21 protein-coding genes are annotated in these 18671 nt (G+C 70.0%); 3 read left to right on the top strand and 18 right to left on the bottom strand.

Going from position 1 to position 18671, the window contains the following annotated elements; all coding sequences use genetic code 11:
- Positions 1-13: 13 nt before the first annotated feature.
- The 5 genes from ACJX2R_RS29730 to ACJX2R_RS29710 all read right to left on the bottom strand — a co-directional run bounded on the left by ACJX2R_RS29730 (position 14) and on the right by ACJX2R_RS29710 (position 3550).
- A complete protein-coding gene (locus ACJX2R_RS29730) occupies positions 14-301 on the bottom strand; it encodes a DUF4229 domain-containing protein (RefSeq protein ID WP_262701516.1) in 288 nt (95 codons plus the stop codon).
- Between the two features lie 107 nt (positions 302-408).
- Positions 409-933: an N-acetyltransferase family protein gene (locus ACJX2R_RS29725; RefSeq protein WP_413102656.1), complete on the bottom strand. Its 525-nt coding sequence runs from the start codon at positions 931-933 to the stop codon at positions 409-411.
- A 159-nt stretch (positions 934-1092) separates the two neighbouring features.
- Positions 1093-1752 carry a UdgX family uracil-DNA binding protein gene (locus ACJX2R_RS29720; RefSeq protein ID WP_413102655.1) on the bottom strand — a complete coding sequence of 220 codons (660 nt, stop codon included), beginning with the start codon at positions 1750-1752 and terminating at the stop codon, positions 1093-1095.
- A 111-nt stretch (positions 1753-1863) separates the two neighbouring features.
- Positions 1864-3042 carry an aminofutalosine synthase MqnE gene (gene mqnE / locus ACJX2R_RS29715; protein ID WP_413102654.1) on the bottom strand — a complete coding sequence of 393 codons (1179 nt, stop codon included), beginning with the start codon at positions 3040-3042 and terminating at the stop codon, positions 1864-1866.
- Between the two features lie 46 nt (positions 3043-3088).
- Entirely contained in the window at positions 3089-3550 is a 462-nt protein-coding gene (locus ACJX2R_RS29710; RefSeq protein ID WP_137978995.1) for an Lrp/AsnC family transcriptional regulator, read from the bottom strand.
- Between the two features lie 112 nt (positions 3551-3662).
- On the opposite strand from ACJX2R_RS29710, the gene ACJX2R_RS29705 reads away from it, so the two are divergent.
- Entirely contained in the window at positions 3663-3839 is a 177-nt protein-coding gene (locus tag ACJX2R_RS29705; RefSeq protein WP_020869410.1) for a hypothetical protein, read from the top strand.
- Here ACJX2R_RS29705 and ACJX2R_RS29700 read toward each other — a convergent pair.
- From ACJX2R_RS29700 to ACJX2R_RS29690, 3 genes are all read right to left on the bottom strand, one after another.
- Positions 3836-4510, bottom strand: a complete 675-nt coding sequence (locus tag ACJX2R_RS29700) for a UbiX family flavin prenyltransferase (RefSeq protein WP_413105971.1) — start codon at positions 4508-4510, stop codon at positions 3836-3838. The genes ACJX2R_RS29705 and ACJX2R_RS29700 overlap by 4 nt on opposite strands.
- Positions 4511-4591: 81 nt before the next feature.
- Positions 4592-5515 (bottom strand): menaquinone biosynthesis prenyltransferase MqnP, encoded by a 924-nt coding sequence (mqnP, locus tag ACJX2R_RS29695; RefSeq protein ID WP_413102653.1) that lies wholly within the window; start codon positions 5513-5515, stop codon positions 4592-4594.
- Positions 5512-6963 carry a menaquinone biosynthesis decarboxylase gene (locus ACJX2R_RS29690; RefSeq protein ID WP_413102652.1) on the bottom strand — a complete coding sequence of 484 codons (1452 nt, stop codon included), beginning with the start codon at positions 6961-6963 and terminating at the stop codon, positions 5512-5514. The genes mqnP and ACJX2R_RS29690 overlap by 4 nt, the downstream gene beginning before the upstream one ends.
- A 90-nt stretch (positions 6964-7053) precedes the next feature.
- Here ACJX2R_RS29690 and ACJX2R_RS29685 point away from each other — a divergent pair, with 90 nt between their 5' ends.
- Positions 7054-7536 carry a PLD nuclease N-terminal domain-containing protein gene (locus ACJX2R_RS29685; RefSeq protein ID WP_413102651.1) on the top strand — a complete coding sequence of 161 codons (483 nt, stop codon included), beginning with the start codon at positions 7054-7056 and terminating at the stop codon, positions 7534-7536.
- A gap of 103 nt (positions 7537-7639) precedes the next feature.
- Here ACJX2R_RS29685 and ccsB read toward each other — a convergent pair whose 3' ends face one another.
- From ccsB to hemL, 7 genes are all read right to left on the bottom strand, one after another.
- The gene (gene ccsB / locus ACJX2R_RS29680) at positions 7640-8734 is read right to left on the bottom strand and encodes a c-type cytochrome biogenesis protein CcsB (protein WP_413102650.1); all 1095 of its coding nucleotides are present in this window, start codon (positions 8732-8734) and stop codon (positions 7640-7642) included.
- Entirely contained in the window at positions 8731-10542 is a 1812-nt protein-coding gene (locus tag ACJX2R_RS29675) for a cytochrome c biogenesis protein ResB (protein ID WP_413102649.1), read from the bottom strand. Before ACJX2R_RS29675 ends, ccsB begins: the two co-directional genes overlap by 4 nt.
- Before the next feature lie 3 nt (positions 10543-10545).
- The gene (locus ACJX2R_RS29670; protein WP_037955272.1) at positions 10546-11310 is read right to left on the bottom strand and encodes a cytochrome c biogenesis CcdA family protein; all 765 of its coding nucleotides are present in this window, start codon (positions 11308-11310) and stop codon (positions 10546-10548) included.
- Between the two features lie 6 nt (positions 11311-11316).
- Positions 11317-11934 carry a TlpA family protein disulfide reductase gene (locus ACJX2R_RS29665; protein WP_413102648.1) on the bottom strand — a complete coding sequence of 206 codons (618 nt, stop codon included), beginning with the start codon at positions 11932-11934 and terminating at the stop codon, positions 11317-11319.
- A gap of 120 nt (positions 11935-12054) precedes the next feature.
- Positions 12055-13242, bottom strand: a complete 1188-nt coding sequence (locus tag ACJX2R_RS29660) for a hypothetical protein (protein WP_413102647.1) — start codon at positions 13240-13242, stop codon at positions 12055-12057.
- A 165-nt stretch (positions 13243-13407) separates the two neighbouring features.
- The gene (locus ACJX2R_RS29655; RefSeq protein ID WP_413102646.1) at positions 13408-14094 is read right to left on the bottom strand and encodes a histidine phosphatase family protein; all 687 of its coding nucleotides are present in this window, start codon (positions 14092-14094) and stop codon (positions 13408-13410) included.
- 8 nt (positions 14095-14102) lie between these two features.
- A complete protein-coding gene (gene hemL, locus ACJX2R_RS29650) occupies positions 14103-15419 on the bottom strand; it encodes a glutamate-1-semialdehyde 2,1-aminomutase (protein WP_413102645.1) in 1317 nt (438 codons plus the stop codon).
- A gap of 117 nt (positions 15420-15536) precedes the next feature.
- Here hemL and ACJX2R_RS29645 point away from each other — a divergent pair, with 117 nt between their 5' ends.
- Positions 15537-16085 (top strand): hypothetical protein, encoded by a 549-nt coding sequence (locus ACJX2R_RS29645; RefSeq protein WP_223864596.1) that lies wholly within the window; start codon positions 15537-15539, stop codon positions 16083-16085.
- A gap of 74 nt (positions 16086-16159) precedes the next feature.
- On the opposite strand, the gene ACJX2R_RS29640 is transcribed toward ACJX2R_RS29645, so the two are convergent.
- Genes ACJX2R_RS29640 through ACJX2R_RS29630 form a run of 3 tightly spaced genes read right to left on the bottom strand, consistent with a single transcriptional unit; the run spans position 16160 to position 18591 of the window.
- Positions 16160-16696 (bottom strand): DinB family protein, encoded by a 537-nt coding sequence (locus ACJX2R_RS29640; RefSeq protein ID WP_413102644.1) that lies wholly within the window; start codon positions 16694-16696, stop codon positions 16160-16162.
- A gap of 42 nt (positions 16697-16738) precedes the next feature.
- A complete protein-coding gene (locus tag ACJX2R_RS29635; RefSeq protein WP_413102643.1) occupies positions 16739-18160 on the bottom strand; it encodes a caspase family protein in 1422 nt (473 codons plus the stop codon).
- On the bottom strand, positions 18157-18591 hold the full coding sequence (locus ACJX2R_RS29630) for an effector-associated constant component EACC1 (protein ID WP_413102642.1): 435 nt from the start codon (positions 18589-18591) through the stop codon (positions 18157-18159). Before ACJX2R_RS29630 ends, ACJX2R_RS29635 begins: the two co-directional genes overlap by 4 nt.
- Between the last annotated feature and the right edge of the window lie 80 nt (positions 18592-18671).

Here is an 18671-nt window from a genome sequence, read left to right as displayed (position 1 = left end):
AGCCCGGCGGCGGTCAGACGCCGTCCTCCTGGCTCTGGTTCGCCGCCAGCCGCTCCTTGGCGCGGTCCACCTTCTCGGCGACCTGGACGGCCACGGCGTCCCGCTGCTTGCGCAGCATCATCCAGCTGAGCGGCGCGGAGACGACCAGCGCGAGCAGCGCCACCCAGAAGAGGTTGGACTTGCCGAGCCCGGAGGGCAGCACCCGGAAGTAGACCAGGGCCCAGATGGCCAGGAACGAGCCGACGAAGATTCCCAGGCGCATGAGGGTGTAGCGGAACATGGCACTCGGCGTGAAGGACACGTCTCGTCCTCTCTCCTGGGAGTTCTGTGCGGCGTTCTGCGGCGAGGTCTTCCGGGGGCTACCGCCGGAAGAACCTGTCCTCCCAGTGAACCACGGCCGGTTTCTGATCAATTCAGCGGCAGCCACATGGTGATGTCGTCCCGGAAGTCGTCGTCCGCGACCTTGATCGCGCCGGGCACCCGCCCGACCTCCTTGTAGCCGCACCGCTCGTAGAAGCGGTTCGCCCCGCTGCCGCCGCGGCAGGTGAGCCGTATCCCCCGGATGCCGTCCATATGGCGCGCGGCCTCCTCGGCGGCCGCCATAAGGGCGCGGCCGTATCCCTTGCCCTGGTGGGAGGGGTGCACCATCACGGTGTAGAGCCAGCACCAGTGGCGCATCAGCCGGTGGGTGTTGAAGGTGAAGAAGGCGGTGGCGGCCACCGCGCCGTCCTCGTCGCGGCCGAGGAGCAGACGGGTCCGGCCCTCCGTCATCGCGGCGAGGTGCTGGATCAGCTCGGGGCGTATGTCGTCCTTGACCACGGGCGGTACGAAGCCGACGGCGCCCCCCGCGTTCGAGACGTCGGTCCAGAGGGCGCAGATGGAGTCGAGCAGCTCGGGGGTGGTCTCGGGGTCGAGTTCACAGCGCAGGGGCATGCGTTCGACGATACCCAGGGGGTCTGTCAGCGCCCCCGCGGCCCGAGCGCCCGCGGCCCCGAGCCCCCACGCCCCCACGCCTCCGCGCCTCCGCGCCTCCGCGCCTCCGCGCCTCCGCGCCTCCGCGCCCCGCGACCGTACGCACTCCGGTCCGGCCGCTCAGCCCAGCGCCTCCGCCGCGACCCTCAGATCGGCCACCAGCCCCCCGTACACCGCCTCCCGGTCATCGGCCCGCAGCACCGCGGACGGGTGGATCGTGGGGACGATCAGGGCGCCGCGCGCCGGTCCCGACGGGTCGCCCTCCAGCCGCGTACCGCGCTGCTTGGTCACCCGGAACGACGAGCCCAGCAGCGCCTTCCCCGCCGTGGCGCCGAGCGCCACGACCACTTCGGGCTCGATCAGCTCCAGCTCGGCCTCCAGCCAGGGCCCGCAGGCGGAGAGCTCGCGCAGGCTCGGCGGCTTGTGGATGCGCCGCTTGCCGCGTTCGGGGACGTGGGTGAACTTGAAGTGCTTGACCGCGTTGGTGATGTATGTCTCGTCCGGGTCGATCCCGGCCTCACCCAGGGCCCGGTCGAGGACCCTGCCCGCCGGGCCCACGAAGGGCTTGCCCTGCCGGTCCTCCTGGTCGCCCGGCTGCTCGCCGACGAGCACGACCCGGGCGTCCGGGTCCCCGGCGCCGAAGACGGTCTGCGTGGTGCCGCAGTGCAGCGGGCAGCCGTGGCATCCGGCCGCCGCTTCCCGGAGCGCGCCCAGGTCGGCGCCTTCCGGGACGAAGGGGGCGGCGGTGTACGCGTCCTCGGGGCTCTTCGTACCGGCCATGGGCCCCGAGTGCCCCGCTCGGCGGCCGTCAGACAACGAACCGCCGGGCGGAGGGCGATACGGGTCACACCGGCGGTACGCCCGCGATGTGCGGCATACGCCCCGTACGGATCACACCCGCATCGGCTGCGGGGTCTCGCGGCGGGCCGGGTCCGGGCCCTCGAACTCGCGGATGACCTCGTAGCGGGTGTTCCGCTCCACCGGCCGGAACCCGGCGTCCCGGATCAGTTCGAGCAGATCGTCGCGGGTGAGCTTGTTGGGCGTCCCGTAGTCATCGGCGTCGTGGGTGATCTTGTATTCGACGACCGACCCGTCCATGTCGTCCGCGCCGTGGTTGAGCGCGAGCTGCGCGGTCTGCACGCCGTGCATCACCCAGAAGACCTTGACGTGCGGCACGTTGTCGAAGAGCAGCCGGGAGACCGCGAAGGTCTTCAGGGCCTCCGCGCCGGTGGCCATGGTGGTGCGGGCCTGAAGGCGGTTGCGGATCTTGCCGTCCTTCATGTCCACGAAGTCGTGCTGGTAGCGCAGCGGGATGAAGACCTGGAAGCCGCCGGTCTCGTCCTGGAGCTCACGCAGGCGCAGCACGTGGTCCACCCGGTGGCGGGGCTCCTCGATATGCCCGTAGAGCATCGTGCAGGGCGTCTTGAGCCCCTTCTCGTGGGCGAGCCGGTGGATGCGGGACCAGTCCTCCCAGTGGGTCTCGTGGTCGACGATGTGCTGCCGGATCTCCCAGTCGAAGATCTCGGCGCCGCCACCGGTGAGCGACTCCAGCCCGGCGTCGATCAGCTCGTCGAGGATCTCCGAGGCGGGCATGGAGGAGATCTTCTCGAAGTGGTGGATCTCGGTGGCGGTGAACGCCTTGAGGGAGACCTGCGGAAGGGCCTCCTTGAGCGCCTTGAGCGACCGGGGGTAGTAGCGCCAGGGGAGGGTCGGGTGCAGGCCGTTGACGATGTGTAGCTCGGTGAGGTTCTCGTTCTCCATCGCCTTGGCGAGCCGGACGGCCTCCTCGATGCGCATCGTGTAGGCGTCCTTCTCGCCGGGCTTGCGCTGGAAGGAGCAGTACGCGCAGGACGCGGTGCACACGTTCGTCATGTTGAGGTGGCGGTTGACGTTGAAGTGCACGACGTCGCCGTTCTTACGGGTGCGCACCTCATGGGCGAGACCGCCCAGCCAGGCCAGGTCGTCGGACTCGTAAAGGGCGATGCCGTCCTCCCGCGAGAGCCGCTCGCCCGCGCGGACCTTCTGCTCCAACTCCCTCTTGAAACCCGCGTCGTGTGTGGTCCCCGTCACCCCGGTCGCCTCCCAATACGTCTGCTGATGTCAGCCTTCGCCGAGACTACGCCTCGATGTCCTCGGGAAGCTCGCCGACCCGGTTTTCCCACTTCGTGGACAGCACGATCGTGGTCCGGGTGCGGGAGACGCCCTTGGTGCCCGAGAGCCGGCGGATGGTCCGCTCCAGGCCGTCCACGTCGGATGCGCGCACCTTGAGCATGTAGGAGTCGTCGCCCGCGATGAACCAGCAGTCCTCGATCTCGGCGAGCTCGCGCAACCGGTGGGCCACATCCTCGTGGTCGGTGGCGTCGGAGAGCTGGATGCCGATCAGCGCGGTGACGCCGAGCCCCAGGGAGGCGGCGTCCACGGTCGCGCGATAGCCGGTGATCACCCCGGCGGCCTCCAGGCGGTTGATCCGGTCCGTGACGCTGGGCCCGGACAGGCCGACGAGCCTGCCGAGCTCCGCGTAGGAGGCCCGGCCGTTCTCCCGCAGGGCCTGGATGAGCTGCCTGTCCACCGCGTCCATATCCACGTACGCCTTCCATTATTCAAAGTTTGAGCGGGATTACATGTAGAATCTAAGGCATCAGGGCCACGAACCCTGTAAATCTTTTAGGCGATCGACCATCCCTCAGGAGATGAGACTCACCGTGTACACGATCGAGGGTCTTGAGGCCCGCATGCTCGAGCTGCGGGACCTGGCCAACCGCTCGCGTGCAGCCCGTACCACCGACCGGCCCGTCTCCCGCGCGGCTCGCCGCGCGGCCGTCGTCGCGGCCCGCACCGCGCGCACCAGGCGGCGCTGGACCCGCTAGGCCGTTCCCCGGTCCCGGTCCCCACCGAGCTCCCCCTCCCACCGGCGGTACAGCTTGTGCGGCACCCCTGCCGCGTCCAGCACCCGCCCCGCGACGAAGTCCACCAGATCCTGGATGTGCGTCGCCCCCGCGTAGAACGCCGGCGAGGCGGGCAGCACCACCGCGCCCGCCTCGTCCAGCGTCACCAGAGCCTTCAGCGTCTGTCCGCTCAGCGGTGTCTCACGCACCGCCACCACGAGCTTGCGCCGTTCCTTGAGCGTGACGCTCGCGGCCCGCTGGAGCAGATCCTTCGACAGCCCGAGCGCCACCCCGGCCACGCACGCGGTGCTCGCCGGGACGATCAGCATCCCCTTGGCCGGATACGAGCCGGACGACGGCCCGGCCGCCAGGTCCCCGGGCGCCCAGTGGGCCACGTCCGCCACCTCGGCGGGCACCTCGAAGGCGTCGGGCGTGCCGTCCGCGCCGCGCGCCAGCCAGCGGCGCAGATCCTCGCGCCAGTGGGCGTCCCGGAACCCGATCCCCGTCTCGTCAAGCAGCGTCAGCCGTGACGCCCGGCTGACCACCAGGTCGACCGCCTCCCCCGCCGCCAGCAGCGCGCGCAGCACCGAGGCGGCGTACGGCGTCCCGGACGCGCCGGACACACCGACCACCCAGGGACGGCGCCCGCCCACTTCTTCGTGCGGCCCGTACGGCTCATGCGGCCCGTAAGGCTCGTGCGGCGTCTCCACGTCACCGAGCCTATCCGGCGGGTCTCACAGGCCGAGGCCCCGCACCACCAGGTCGAGGAGCGCGCAGCAGAACAGGGCGATCCCGATGAAGCCGTTGACCGTGAAGAAGGCGCGGTTCAGCCGGGACAGATCGCCCGGCCGCACGATGGTGTGCTCGTACGCGAACGCCGCCGCGACGATCGCCAGCCCGACCCAGAAGAACGCCCCGGCGTCCGTGGCCAGCGCGTACCAGACCAGCAGGGCCGTGGTGACCACATGGCAGACGCGCGCGCCGTAGAGGGCGCCCGCGATGCCGAAGCGGGCCGGCACCGACCGCACCCCGTGCGCCCGGTCGGCCGCCACGTCCTGGCAGGCGTAGATCAGGTCGAAGCCGCCGATCCAGATGCCGATCGCGAGCCCCAGGATGGCCGCGTCCCACGACCACTCACCGGTGACCCCGATCCAGGCGCCGACCGGGCCGATGGCCTGGGCCACGCCCAGGATGGCGTGCGGATAGTCGGTGAACCGCTTGCCGTACGGATAGACCACCATCGGCACCACCGCGATCGGCGCCAGCGCCAGGCAGAGCGGGTTCAGGAGCGCCGCCGAGCCCAGGAAGACGGCGAGCGCGATGAGGGCGCCGGTCCACGCGGTGCGCACCGACACGGCGCCGGTGACCAGCTCGCGGCCGGCGGTGCGCGGATTGCGGGCGTCGATCTCGCGGTCGATGATCCGGTTGCAGGCCATGGCGAAGGTGCGCATGCCCACCATGGCGATAGTGATCAGCAGCAGCCGCGTCCAGTGGACGGTGGAGTCCCACAGGTGCATCGCGGTCAGCGCGGCGATGTAGGCGAAGGGCAGCGCGAAGACCGAGTGCTCGATCATCACCAGCCGCAGAAACGCGCGGACCCGGCCGGGCGGCGCCGGTTCGGGGCCGAAGAGATCGGGGGTCGCGGAATCGGCGCTCACAGCCCGTACTCCTTCCATCGCTTCGTCACCCGATCGGCGGTCTCCGGATCGGACATGACCATGCGCGGCCATCCGCCGTCGCGCGTATAGCCCTCCTCGGGCCATTTCGCGGTGGCGTCGATACCCGCCTTGCCGCCCCAGAATTGCTGGTACGAGGCGTGGTCAAGATGGTCGACGGGGCCTTCGACCACGGTCAGATCGCGGGCGTAGTCGGTGTTCCCCAGAGCGCGCCAGGAAACCTCGTGCAGATCGTGGACATCGCAGTCGGCGTCGACCACGACGATCAGCTTGGTGAGCGACATCATGTGGGCGCCCCAGATGGCGTGCATCACCTTCTGCGCGTGCTTGGGGTACTTCTTGTCGATCGAGACGATCGCGCAGTTGTGGAAACCGCCGGACTCGGGGAGGTGGTAGTCCACGATGTCCGGGATGATGATCTTGAGCAGCGGGAGGAAGAACCGCTCGGTCGCCCTCCCCAGCGGTCCGTCCTCGGTCGGCGGACGGCCCACCACGATCGACTGGAGCAGCGGCCGCCGCCGCATCGTCACACAGTCGATGGTCAGGGCCGGGAACGGCTCCTGGGGCGTGTAGAAGCCCGTGTGGTCGCCGAACGGGCCCTCCGGCAGCGTCTTCCCGGGCTCCAGCCAGCCCTCGATGACGACCTCGGCCGCCGCCGGGACCTGGAGCGGCACCGTCTCGCAGTCCACCATCTCGACCCGCCGGCCCTGGACGAACCCCGCGAAGAGGTACTCGTCGATGTCGCCGGGCAGCGGCGCGGTCGCGGCGTAGGTCACGGCGGGCGGCGCGCCGAAGGCGATCGCCACCGGGAGCTTCTCCCCGCGCCGGGCGGCCACTTGGTAGTGGTTGCGGCTGTCCTTGTGGATCTGCCAGTGCATGCCGATGGTGCGGCGGTCGTGGCGCTGGAGGCGGTAGAGGCCGAGGTTGCGCACCCCGGTCTCCGGGTGCTTGGTGTGGGTCAGACCGAGGTTGAAGAACGACCCGCCGTCCTCGGGCCAGGTGAACAGCGCCGGAAGCTGGTCCAGATCGACGTCCTCACCGGTGAGGACCACCTCCTGGACGGGCGCGTCCTTCACCTTCCGCGGCGGCACATGGGCCACCGAGCCCAGCTTCCCGAACGCCTCGCGCAGGCCGACGAACCCCTGCGGAAGTTCGGGCTTGACCAGCCCGCCGATCTTCTCGCTGATCTCGTCGTACGAGCGGAGCCCCAGGGCCTTCAGGAGGCGGCGGTCGGTGCCGAAGACATTCATGGCCAGCGGCATCGCCGAGCCCTTGACGTTCTCGAAGAGCAGCGCGGGGCCGCCCGCCTTGTTGACCCTGTCGACGATCTCCCCGACCTCGAGATGGGGATCGACCTCGGCCTTGACCCTCTTGAGGTCGCCTTCCCTGTCGAGCGCCCGCAGAAAGGAACGAAGATCGTCATAAGCCATACGTCCCAGTATCGGGTACGCACTACCCTGGTTCCGTAACTGGGGGCCCGAGCCACCGCCCCGAACACCACACGCAGGGGGAATCGCCTCATGCTACGGGTGCTGATGATCCTGGTGCCGCTGGCACTGAGCATCTACGCGTTCATCGACTGCATCACCACCGACGAACAGGACATCCGCTATATCCCCAAGCCCATCTGGGCGATCCTCGTCCTGCTGTTCCCCGTCGTGGGCTCCGTCTCCTGGCTGATCGCGGGCCGCAAGCGCGCCGTCCCCGGAGGCGCCGGCCGGCCCGGCGTCCGGGGCACGGGCGGGGGCGGCTGGGTCGCGCCGGACGACAACCCCGAGTTCCTCAAGTCCCTGAACGACAAGGGCCGTAAGGACGACGCGAACGAATCGGCCGACACGCCCGGCGACCGCGAGAGCGACGAGGAGCGGCTGAAGGACTGGGAGGCCGACCTCCGCCGCCGCGAGGAGGAGCTGCGCCGCAAGGGCGAGGGCCCGGGTTCCGGTTCGGGTTCCGGCTCCGGGTCCGGGTCCGGTCCGGAGGACACCCCGCCGGCCGCGTCCTGAAGAACGGCCGCGTCCTGAAGAACGGCCAGGCGGCCGGAGAAGCGCGACAACGGCCGGTTCCCCCGACATGGGTCGGGGGAACCGGCCGTCGCGTTGTCCGGTGTCAGACCCCGGCGTAGGAGTGCTTGCCGGTGATGAAGATGTTGACGCCGTAGTAGTTGAACAGGTAGCAGCCGAAGGCGATCAGCGCCAGGTAGGCGGCCTTGCGGCCCTTCCAGCCGGCGGTGGCGCGGGCGTGCAGGTAACAGGCGTAGGCGACCCAGGTGATGAAGGACCAGACCTCCTTGGGGTCCCAGCCCCAGTAGCGGCCCCAGGCGGCCTCGGCCCAGATCGCGCCCGCGATGATCGTGAAGGTCCACAGCGGGAAGATCGTGGCGTTGATCCGGTACGCGAACTTGTCCAGCGACGCCGCCGACGGCACCCGCTCCAGAACGGACTTGGCGAACCGGCCGAACTGCTTGCCCTCCGGGTTCTCCAGCTGGACCTCGTAGCGGTCGCGGAAGAGGTAGAGCAGCGTGGCGACGGCCCCGATGTAGAGCGAGGCGCCGGAGACGATCGCGCAGCTGACGTGGATCCACAGCCAGTATGAGTGCAGGGCCGGAACCAACTGGTCGCTCGCGGTGTACAAGACAGAGACGGCGAGACCGAGGTCGAGGAGGACCGTGGTGACGAGGGGCAGCCCGATCCAGCGCACATTCTTCTTCAGCGCCAGCAGCACGAGATATGTGGCCACCGCGACCATGGCGAAGGTCGTGGAGAACTCGTACATGTTGCCCCACGGGGCCCGCCGCACCGACAGCGCGCGGAAGAGGACGCCCGCGGCATGAAAGAGGAACGCCAGTACGGTCAGGCCCACCGCGATCCGGCCGTACACATCGCCCTGTTCGGTGCCGCCGGCGGCGCCCGGACCGTCCGGGACGTCGCGGCTGCCCGCCGCGGAGCGGGTGACGATCTTCGGCCGGTCCAGGACGGCGGTGCCACCGCCCTGCCCGCCGACCCGCACGGTCACCTTGGCGCGCTGGCCGGCCTCGGCGTCGGCGGTGATCGCGGCGGCGGTGCGGCCGACGGCGCTGCGGCTGCCGAACACCCACTCGGCGATATGCGCCAGGAAGGCGAGGGTGTAGACCGCCATCGCCGAGTAGATCAGCACGTTGCTGTAATGAGCCAGGTTCTCGTTGACTTCGGCGGCGAGGTTCACGCGCGCGCTCCTTCGGCAGGATCTGCGGGATCTGCGGTATCGGATGCGGATTCCGAGGCGGGGCCCTCGGTGGATTCCTTACCGGAGTCCTCGGTGGAGTTCCGGTCGGGCTCCGGGTCGGGTTCCGCTTCCGGGGCCGGTGGTGCGTCCGCCTGGAGACGGACGGCCAGATCGGCGAGTTCTTCGGGGAGCTTGGCGTACTCACTGCGGCCGAGCCCCGCCATCTCGACCACGGTGGTGCCGTCGTCGCCCGTCACCGCGCGCACCCACACCCGGCGGCGCTGGATGAACAGGGAGGCGGCCAGGCCCACCAGGGCGGCCACGGCGCCGATGAGGGCCCCCTGGTCACCCGGCTTGTGCGAGATCTGGAAGCTGGCCCATTCCTTGACACCGTCGAACGACAGCGTTCCGGCGCCGTTCGGCAGCTTCATGGTGTCGCCGACCTTGAGCGCCCGGGCGAACTTGGTCTTGCCGTCGGGCTCCATGAACTGCTTCATCCGCGACTTGTCCAGCTGGTACACGCTCTGCGGAGTGCCGCCGTCCACGCCGAGGCTGCCGTGGTAGGCCGTCAGGACCAGCGTCGGATTGTCCAGCGCCGGGAAGACGGAGAACATGCCCTGGCTGCGCACCCAGGTCGGCAGGAACTGCCCCTGGAAGCCGATTTGGTCCTTCTTGCCGTTCTTGTCCCGGTAGTCCGGGACCTTGATGACCATGCTCTCGGTGAGGTTGGCGCCGTCGATCGGCAGGCCGACCACCGGGCCCTGGTGCACCACCTCGCCCTTGCCGTCCCGGATGGTGACGACCGGCGAGTAGCCGTGGTTCAGCAGGAAGACCTTGTAACCCGCGATCTCCAGCGGCTCGTTCACCTTGATCGAGGTCTTGTGGCTGGCGCCGTCCGCGCCGTCCCAGTAGCTCACATCGGCGCGGAAGGTGCGCGGGGTGCGCATCTGCGGACCGCTGCGTTCATAGGTCGCGGTGAAGCGGTCCAGCTGGAAGCCGAAGGGGGCGAGATCGTCACTGTTGAACAGCTGCCCCGTCTTGATGTCGTCGTACTGGGTGAGGCTGTTGGAGAAGCCGCCGCCCTCGGTGATCAGGCTGCTGCCCTCGGTCTTCCACAGCTGCCCGGCGGCGAAGGACACCAGCAGCACGATCAGCGCGGTGTGGAAGAGCAGATTGCCCACCTCGCGCAGATAGCCCTTCTCCGCGGCCACCGCGTCACCCGATGCCTCGATGCGGAAGCGGCGCCCCTTCATGATCTTCCGGGCGGCCGCCAGCACCTGCTCCGGCTCGGCCTCGCTGCGCCAGGTGGTGTACGCGGGAAGCCGGGTCAGCCGACGGGGCGCGGCCGGCGGGCGGCCGCGCAGCTGGCCGATGAACTGCCAGGTGCGCGGCACGATGCAGCCGATGAGCGAGATGAACAGCAGGAGGTAGATCGCCGAGAACCACACCGAGCTGTAGACGTGGAACAGCTGGAGCTTCTCGTAGATCGGGGTGAGCGTCGGGTGCCGCTCCTGGAAGTCCTGCACCTTGAGCTGGTCGATGCTGGTCTGCGGGACCAGGGAGCCGGGGATCGTGGCGAGGGTGAGCAGCAGGAGCAGCAGCAGCGCCACCCGCATCGAGGTCAGCTGCCGCCAGAACCACCGGGCCCAGCCGAGCGGCCCCAGCGAGGGGACGTTGATCTCCTCGGCCGGGGCGGTGGACAGCTGCGACCCCGCGGCGCCGAGCTCGCGCTCCTCGGCGGTCGCGCCACCCTGGGGCGGCGTGCCGGCCTCCTTGCCGGCCGCGGTGTCGGTATCGGTGGTGGACATCGATCAGATCCCAACGTTGAAGCCCTGAGCCCAGGTCTGCATGGAGCCCATCATGGTGTCCCAGACACCTGTGAGCAGCAGCACCCCCAGGGCGACGAGCATGCCGCCCCCGGCTCGCATCACCCAGACGTAGTGCCGCTTGACCCAGCCGAAGGCACCCAGCGCCCGGCGGTAGGCCACGGCGACCACCACGAACGGCAGCCCGAGGCCCACGCAGTACGCGGCGGTGAGCAGGGCCCCGCGCCCCGCGCTCGCCTCATTGAACGCCAGGGCGTTGACGGCGGTGAGCGTCGGCCCCAGGCACGGCGTCCAGCCGACGCCGAACAGGGCGCCCAGCACCGGCGCGCCCGCGAGCCCCAGCGTGGGCTTGATGTGGAAGCGGAACTCCCGCTGTCCAAAGCCCCCCAGCACTCCCATGAAGGCGAGGCCCATCACGATCGTGACGACCCCGAGGATCTTGGAGATGGTCTCCTTGTGCTCCTGGAGCGTCCAGCCGAAGTTGCCGAAGAGCGCGCCCCCGGAGACGAAGACCGCGGTGAAGCCGAGCACGAAGAGCGAGGCGCCCGCGACCATCCGGCCGCGCTTGGCCTCGGCCAGATCCGTGCCCGTAACCCCTGTGACGTACGACATATAGCCGGGCACCAGCGGCAGCACACAGGGCGAGAAGAAGGAGACCAGTCCGCCGAGCAGGGCGACCGGAAGCGCCAGCAGCAGCGCCCCGGTCAGGACGGTCTGGTTGGGATCGGTCGCGGCGGCCAGCGTATTCACGAAAGGTCACTTCTCCGCGATCAGCGGGGTGACCATCGAGCGCAGGCGCTCCTCGCTGAGCGGCGTCAGAGCGCGGGCCGCGATCCGGCCCTCCCGGTCCAGCACGATCGTCGAGGGGATGGCCTGCGGATTGAGGCTGCCCTTGGGGAAGCGCAGCATGAGCTTCCCGATCGGGTCGTACAGGCTCGGGTAGTCGACGCCGTATTCCTTCTCGAACCTGAGCGCGGGGGCGCGGTTGGAGTCACGGGTGTTGATCCCGATGAACTGCACACCCTTGGCCTTGGTGTCCTTGGCCACCTTGGCGAGGTTCGACGCCTCGGCCCGGCAGGGGGCGCACCAGGAGCCCCAGACGTTCAGGACCACGATCTTGCCCTTGTAGTCCGCCACGTCCAGCGGCTTGTCCTCCAGGGTCTTGCCCGAGAGCTGGGGCGCGTCCTTACGGTTCTCCTTGGCGACGGTGTCCACGCCGCCCTTGCCCTGGACGAACTTGGTGTCGGCGGAGCCGCCCGAGGTGCCGCTCCCGCCGCAGGCGGTCAGGGACAGCGCGGCAACCGTGGCCCCGACGGCCAGCACGGTTGCGCGACGACGGGTCGCGAGGCCCCGAGGGGCACGGCAGGCACTCATGTGAAAAGTTTCGCATGGCCCTTTTGGGGATCTTCGCCACCCCCCTCCGGGCGCCCCGCCGGGCCCCGCGGGGCCCCGCCCCCGGCTCGCCACTGGCTCGCCCGGCGCCCACTGGCACCGTCAGCCGCCGTTCGCGCTCCACGCCTGGCCCACACCGAGCCCGCTCAGCTCGGCCAGGACCGCGGGGTCCTGGGCGTCCAGCCAGTCGGTGAGCTGCTTGAAGGAGACCAGCCGGACGTCCTTGTGCTTCTCGTCGGCCATGTGCTTGAGCGCTTCCTCGACGGCGTCCATATAGATGCCGCCATTCCACTCCTCGAAGTGGTTTCCGATGAAGAACGGGGCGCGATTGGTCTCATAGGCCCGCTTGAAACCGGCTATGTACGCATCGGTGGCCTGCTTGCGCCAGCCCGGGTAGTTCGCGGGCGGGGCATTGGTGGAATTCTTCGACTGGTTCGCCAGGATGTTGTAGTCCATCGAGAGCACCTCGAAGGTGTGCCCCGGAAAGGGAATCTGCTGCAACGGGAAGTCCCAGATGCCCTGCTTCTTCGACGGCCACACCTGGAGTCCGCCGGGCGAACTGGCGTCATAGCGCCAGCCGAGTTCCCGGGCCGTCGGCAGCAAATTGGTCTGGCCCTTCAGACACGGAGTGCGGCCGCCGATGAGCTCCTTGTGGTAGTCGAAGGGCAGCGGATCCACATCGTTGAAGCGCGTATTCGTCTTCCACTCCGTGACGAAGGACATGGCCTGGTCGATCTCGGACTTCCACTGCGCGGACGTCCAGTTCTCCACCGAGCCGCTTCCGGAGCAGAAGTGGCCATTGAAATGGGTGCCGATCTCATGGCCCTCGAGCCAGGCCTCGCGCACGTTCCGCAGTGTGGCCTTGATGTGGTCATCGGTGAGATAGCCGATGTCGGAGGCGCCCACCGGGTTGTTCGGCGGCCGGTAGAGCGACTTCTTCGACTCCGGAAGGCAGTAGATACCGGAGAGGAAGAAGGTCATGCTCGCGCCGTGGTCCTCGGCCAGCTTGCGGAACCGCGGGAAGAGACCGTTGCCGACCTCTCCCGCACCATCCCACGAGAACACCACGAACTGCGGCGGCTTCTGCCCCCGCTCCAGCCGCTCCGGCTTCGGGGCCTCCTTACGCCGCTCACCGTGCGAAGTGGAGCCGTCACCGATCGGCTTCGCCTGGGTCGTCTTCTCGGGCTTCGGCATACCGGATCCGGACCCCGAGGAACAGCCGGCGACGGCCAGTGACGCCGCCGCTCCCATACCAAGACCGAGGATCCCCCTCCGGCTGACCTCACGCATAACGCCCTCAATTCGCACTCGCCGTTCTGATTGCCCGGGGTGTCCGGACAACCCTGGAGATGGCGAGGCGAATAGCGAGGTTCCGAAGGAACGCAGTCAATTACACGGCGGACACAATGTCTCCATTCGGTGCCACACCGCACGGCCCGACGCCGGGCGCACCACTCAGGCGCCGTAGCCCTTGGAGGCGCCCTTCAGCGGCTTGGCGCCGGCGCGCAGATGGGGCGGAACGAGATCACGGGCCGGTTCGCTGTAGCCCACCGAGACGATGCGGTCGCCGCGGAAGGTGAAGCTGGTGAGGCTGGCCAGGGTGCACTGCCGCCTGCGCGGGTCGTGCCACAGCCGCCGCCGCTCCACGAAGCTGCGCGCGATCCAGATCGGCAGCTGATGGCTGACGCACACCGCCTCGTGCCCGCGCGCGGCGTCCCGCGCCCGGCCCAGCGCCGCCATCATCCGCACCACCTGGTCGACATAGGGCTCACCCCAGGACGGGCGGAACGGGTTGGTGAGATGGCGCCAGTTGCCCGGTTTGCGCAGCGCGCCGTCGCCGACACCGAAGGTCTTGCCCTGGAAGACGTTCGCCGCCTCGATCAGCCGCTCGTCCGAGGCCACGTCCAGGCCGTGCGCCTTGGCGATCGGCGCCGCCGTCTCCTGCGCCCGCTCCAGCGGGGAGGCGACCACATAGGTGATGTCACGGTCGGCGAGGTGCTCGGCGACCCGGTCGGCCATCCGCCGCCCCAGATCGGAGAGGTGGTAGCCGGGCAGCCTGCCGTAGAGCACGCCCTCCGGGTTGTGGACCTCGCCGTGGCGCATCACATGGACGACGGTGATGTCGTTCTCGCTCTGTGTCATGTCATCCATCATTCAGTGGCCTCGGCGGCGGCCCGCGCCGCCCCCGGCAGAGCCGCCGCCACCCGCTCAAGCGCCTTCTCGTCGTGCGTCGTGGAGACGAACCACGACTCGAACGCGGACGGCGGGAGGTAGACGCCCTGGGACAGCATCGAATGGAAGAAGGCGGTGAAGCGGAACGCCTCCTGCGCCTTGGCCTTCTCGTAGTCGGTGACCGCGTCGGCGGTGAAGAAGACCGAGAACATGTTGCCCGCGACCTGGACCCGGTGCGCCACGCCCTCCTTGGAGAGCGCCTCGGACACCATCGCCCGCAGCCGCTCGGAGGCCGCGTCGACCAGTCCGTACGCCGCGTCGTCCAGCAGCCGCAGCTGGGCGACGCCCGCGGCCGTGGCGACCGGGTTCCCGGACAGGGTGCCCGCCTGGTAGACCGGACCGGTCGGGGCCAGACGCTCCATGACGTCGGCGCGCCCGCCGAAGGCCGCGGCCGGGAAGCCGCCGCCCATGACCTTGCCGAAGGTCATCAGGTCCGGCTCCACACCGTCCAGCCCGAACCACCCGGCCCTGGATACCCGGAAGCCGGTCATGACCTCGTCGGAGATGTAGAGCGCGCCATGGTCGGCACAGAGCTGCTTGAGGCCCGCGTTGAACCCGGGCAGCGGCGGCACCACGCCCATGTTGCCCGCCGACGCCTCGGTGATCACACAGGCGATCTCCCCGGGGTGCGCGGCGAAGGCCGCCCGGACCGCCTCCAGGTCGTTGTACGGCAGCACCACGGTCTCCCCCGCCTGCGCTCCCGTCACCCCCGGAGTGTCCGGCAGCCCGAAGGTCGCCACCCCGGACCCGGCCGCGGCCAGCAGGGCGTCCACATGCCCGTGGTAGCAACCGGCGAACTTGATCACCTTCGACCGCCCGGTGAACCCACGGGCCAGCCGGATCGCCGACATCGTCGCCTCGGTGCCGGAGGACACCAGGCGCACCTGCTCGACCGGGGCGACCCGCGCCACGATCTCCTCGGCGAGTTCGACCTCGCCCTCGCCCGGCGTGCCGAACGACGTACCGCGGGCGACGGCGGCCTGCACGGCCGCGGTGACCTCGGGGTGGGAATGGCCGAGGATCATCGGTCCCCACGAGCACACGAGGTCCACGTACTCGCGTCCATCGGCGTCGGTGAGGTACGGACCGTCCCCGGACACCATGAACCGGGGCGTACCTCCCACGGCGCGGAACGCCCGCACCGGAGAGTTCACGCCGCCGGGCGTCACGGCGGCCGCGCGATCGAAAAGCGTCTGCGAAACTGGGGCTGCGTACGGATAGCTCACGCATGCCATGTTGTCAGAGGCGGACGTATCCCCGCGGCCCGGCGTTTCACAGCTCTATGGTGGGGGAGGTCTCTGTGAACAGAGATCGGGTTGCGCGGTAGTGGCCGCGAGTGGTCGGGTGGAGATATGCATCGCGGTGGCGAACTGGGTGAAGGGACTGACGACCGAGGCCCCGAGCGTGCCCGGCCCGGACGCCATCGGCGGGACGAGGCGGGCAGGGCAGGCAGAAGCGGGGGCCGCATGGGGGTGACCTACAAGTACTTCGGTGCGCCGGACGGCGCCACCGCGGCCAGGGTCCCCATCTCCATGCGCCCCGAGGAGCTCGGCGGCGACGAGCTCGGCCACGGCATGTTCACGAAGATCAAGCCGGAGACGGTGGCGGCGATGGTCCTCACCGGTATCGAGGGCGTCCCGCTGCACAAGGTCCCCCCGCTCGAACTGGTCGTCCTCCACCCGGACTACGCGGTCGTCAAACTCCCGATGACCGCCGTCGATCCGCTGCGCGGCGTGGGCGAGGAGGCCGTGGGCGCCGCGGCCTTCATCTGGTCCACGGTCCCCGACCGCGGCGGCCCCCGGGACGCCTTCACGGTCTATCAACTGCTCCACGAGTGGCAGGACTTCAGCCACCGGCTGCACGAGGCGGGGCACCAGCCGTACTGCCTGGTCTGGCCCTGAGCCGAGGGCTGTGGCCCTGAGCCGGGGCGGTGGCTCCGGGCGCGGGGCCGTGGCCCTGAAGCCTGGCCCTACGGCTACGAAGCGGAGGCGGCGCGCAGCAGCCGAAGTTGGCCGATCTCGGTGGCGTTCTTCATCAGCTCGGCGTTCACCCAGGCGGCCATGTGCGCGACGGTGTGCTCCGGGTCCCGGTCCCAGGGGAACGGCGCGATGGCGTCCAGGTCCTCCTCGGTGAGCCGGTCCAGTACGGCCGTCCACTCCGCCCGCAGACCGCGCAGCCACTCGATGGCCGCCTTACCGTCGCCGGGCCAGCCGACCTCGGTCCGCTCCCGCGGCTCGCGTCCCTCCGCATGGTCGATGGTCACGCTCCACCACCAGCCGATGTGCCAGCTCAGCCAGCCAATGGTGGGAACGGGCACGGGGTCGGGCTCGGTCTCCGCCCAGTCCGGCAGCCACGACCCGTCGGCGCCCTGCCGCACCGTCCAGCAGTGGGCCGTGGGCTCCCACAGGAAGTCCTCGGGCTCCAACCGCTCCAGGTGGTACTCGAAGAGCGACCAGGTCAGGTCGAACTGCCAGCGGAGTAAGGCGCGGCGGGAGGTGGTCGGAGTCGTCATCGGCCGACCCTGGCACACCGGTGGACGCCGGCAAAGGGAATTTCACTCAGGGGGCTTGCAGACCGGGTGGTCGGAGTCCGGGCCGTCGCAGCGGAAGTAGCCCGTCCAGCGGTAGTGGCTGTCGGGCACGGTGCCCGGGCCCCGTTGCCAGGTGGCCACCTGGTCGCCGTGGGAGAAGGTCAAGCCGCCCTGGTCGACCGTCGGTTCGCTCTCCAGCAGGGTGGCCAGGTCGTGGAGGAACGACGCTCGGTCCGGGCGCTTCTTCCAGGACGCGATGACCTCGTCCGGGGCGGCGGCCGAGAAGCCCGTACCGTCGAAGCCCCCGCGGTCCATGGCCACTTCCATGGTGTCGAAGTCGCCCCGGCACGCCGCGTTGTGCACGGAGTCGACGGATGGCTCACGGCGTTGGGTGCCGTCCCCGGAGTCGAAGGTCGAGTGGGCCTTGCCGCAGCTCGGGCCCTTGCCGTCGGCCCCGCGCCCGCCGTCGCCGTTCGGCAGGAGCCAGAAGGTCAGGCCGGCGATGGCGGCGAGGGCCAGGGTGGCTGCGGCGAGGGCGCGTTGGCGTGTGCTCAGGCCGTGGGATTCGGGCGCGGCGGTGGTCTCGTCGTCCGGTTCCGGGGGTTCCTGGCGGGGAGCGCGGTTGCGGGCGATGGAGATATGGGCGCCGCGGTCGCGGTTCAGCTGTTGGGGGCGTGGGCGGTTCTTGCGCATCAGGGCGCGGTCCACGCGGTCGTAGAGATCCGCCATGGTGAGCAACTCCGGCGCGTCCGGGTCGCCCTCTTCGAGGAGGGCGATCAACTCGCCGGTGAAGGCCGGGTACCGCTCCCCCGGGGGCGCCAGCGCCTGCTTGGTGGCGTGGGAGGCGGCGAGGACCGAGGTGCCCTCGACATCGGCCAGCCGGATCGTGTCACCCCCGGCGGACAGATGGCCGCGCAGGGCGGTGCCGCTGAAGCAGCAGTCGAGGATGACGACCTTACGGCGGACACGGGTGGCGCTCAGCAGGATCTCGCGCAGGTCGTCGTACTTCACCGCGGTGAACGACTTGTCCTTCGTCGTCTCCGGTACCGCCAGGTGTAAGCCGCCGCTGAGGGGATAGAGCAGGCCGTGGCCCGCGTAGTAGACGACGAGCGTGTCCGTGGCCTCGGCGGCCGCGCGGTGGACGGCCTCCAGCATGCTGTCGCGCGTCGGCTGCGAGACGACCGCGCAGTGCTCCTCGGGGAGGCCCCACACCTCGGGGTCCCGGAACAGCTCGGCCAGCCGTCGGCAGCCCGCCGCCACGGACGGCCGGTCGTCCAGATGCCGCTGCCGGTCCCGGGAGGCGGCCCCGCCCCGGGTGAAGGCATGGGCCTCGATGAGGACGGCCCGGGACGCGGAGGGGTCGGAGAGGCGTGCCGCCGGTGCCGTGGTGTCTCTCGTCGTACGGGAGGTACGGGAGGTGCGGGAGGTGCCGGAGCGCCAGGTCATGCCGGGTTCTCTGGGTGGTCGGAATTCCCCGGATGGTCGGAGTCGTCCGGGCGGCCGGAGTTGTCCGGGGACTCCTCCGGGGGCTGGGATCCCACCGGGGACTCCAGTTGCCGGAGGAGGCGGCGGATCGTCTCCGGGTCGGTGCTCTCGACGCGCAGGGAGACGCCATCGCGTTCCACCCGGGTGTCCGCGCCGCAGCCCCGTGCGTCGCGCCAGGTGGCCACGGCGAGCAGCAGACTGCCGAGGGACGTGAGGTTCGAGACGACGGTGGAGATGGCCTCGAGGCCGCCCAGGGTGTCGCCGCGGTCCTCCTCGTCCACCAGCGCCACCTCCGCGGCGCCCGCGACGTCGGGGTCCTCGGTCAGCCAGCGATAGAGGTCGAGGACGCCCGGAGACCCCTCGGCAGCGTCGACTCGAAGGCGGAACTGCACGGCACCCATCCCCCGGTGTGATCCTGTGGTGGGCGCCGATCGTAGCGTTCCGCTCCGCTACGGGGCCTCGCATGGGCGGG

Origin of the sequence: Streptomyces sp. Inha503 (assembly GCF_047215865.1) — a bacterium.
GTDB lineage: Bacteria > Actinomycetota > Actinomycetes > Streptomycetales > Streptomycetaceae > Streptomyces > Streptomyces lycopersici.
The sequence above is the reverse complement of the archived record's forward strand: the minus strand, read 5'-3'. Positions and strand labels throughout refer to the sequence as shown.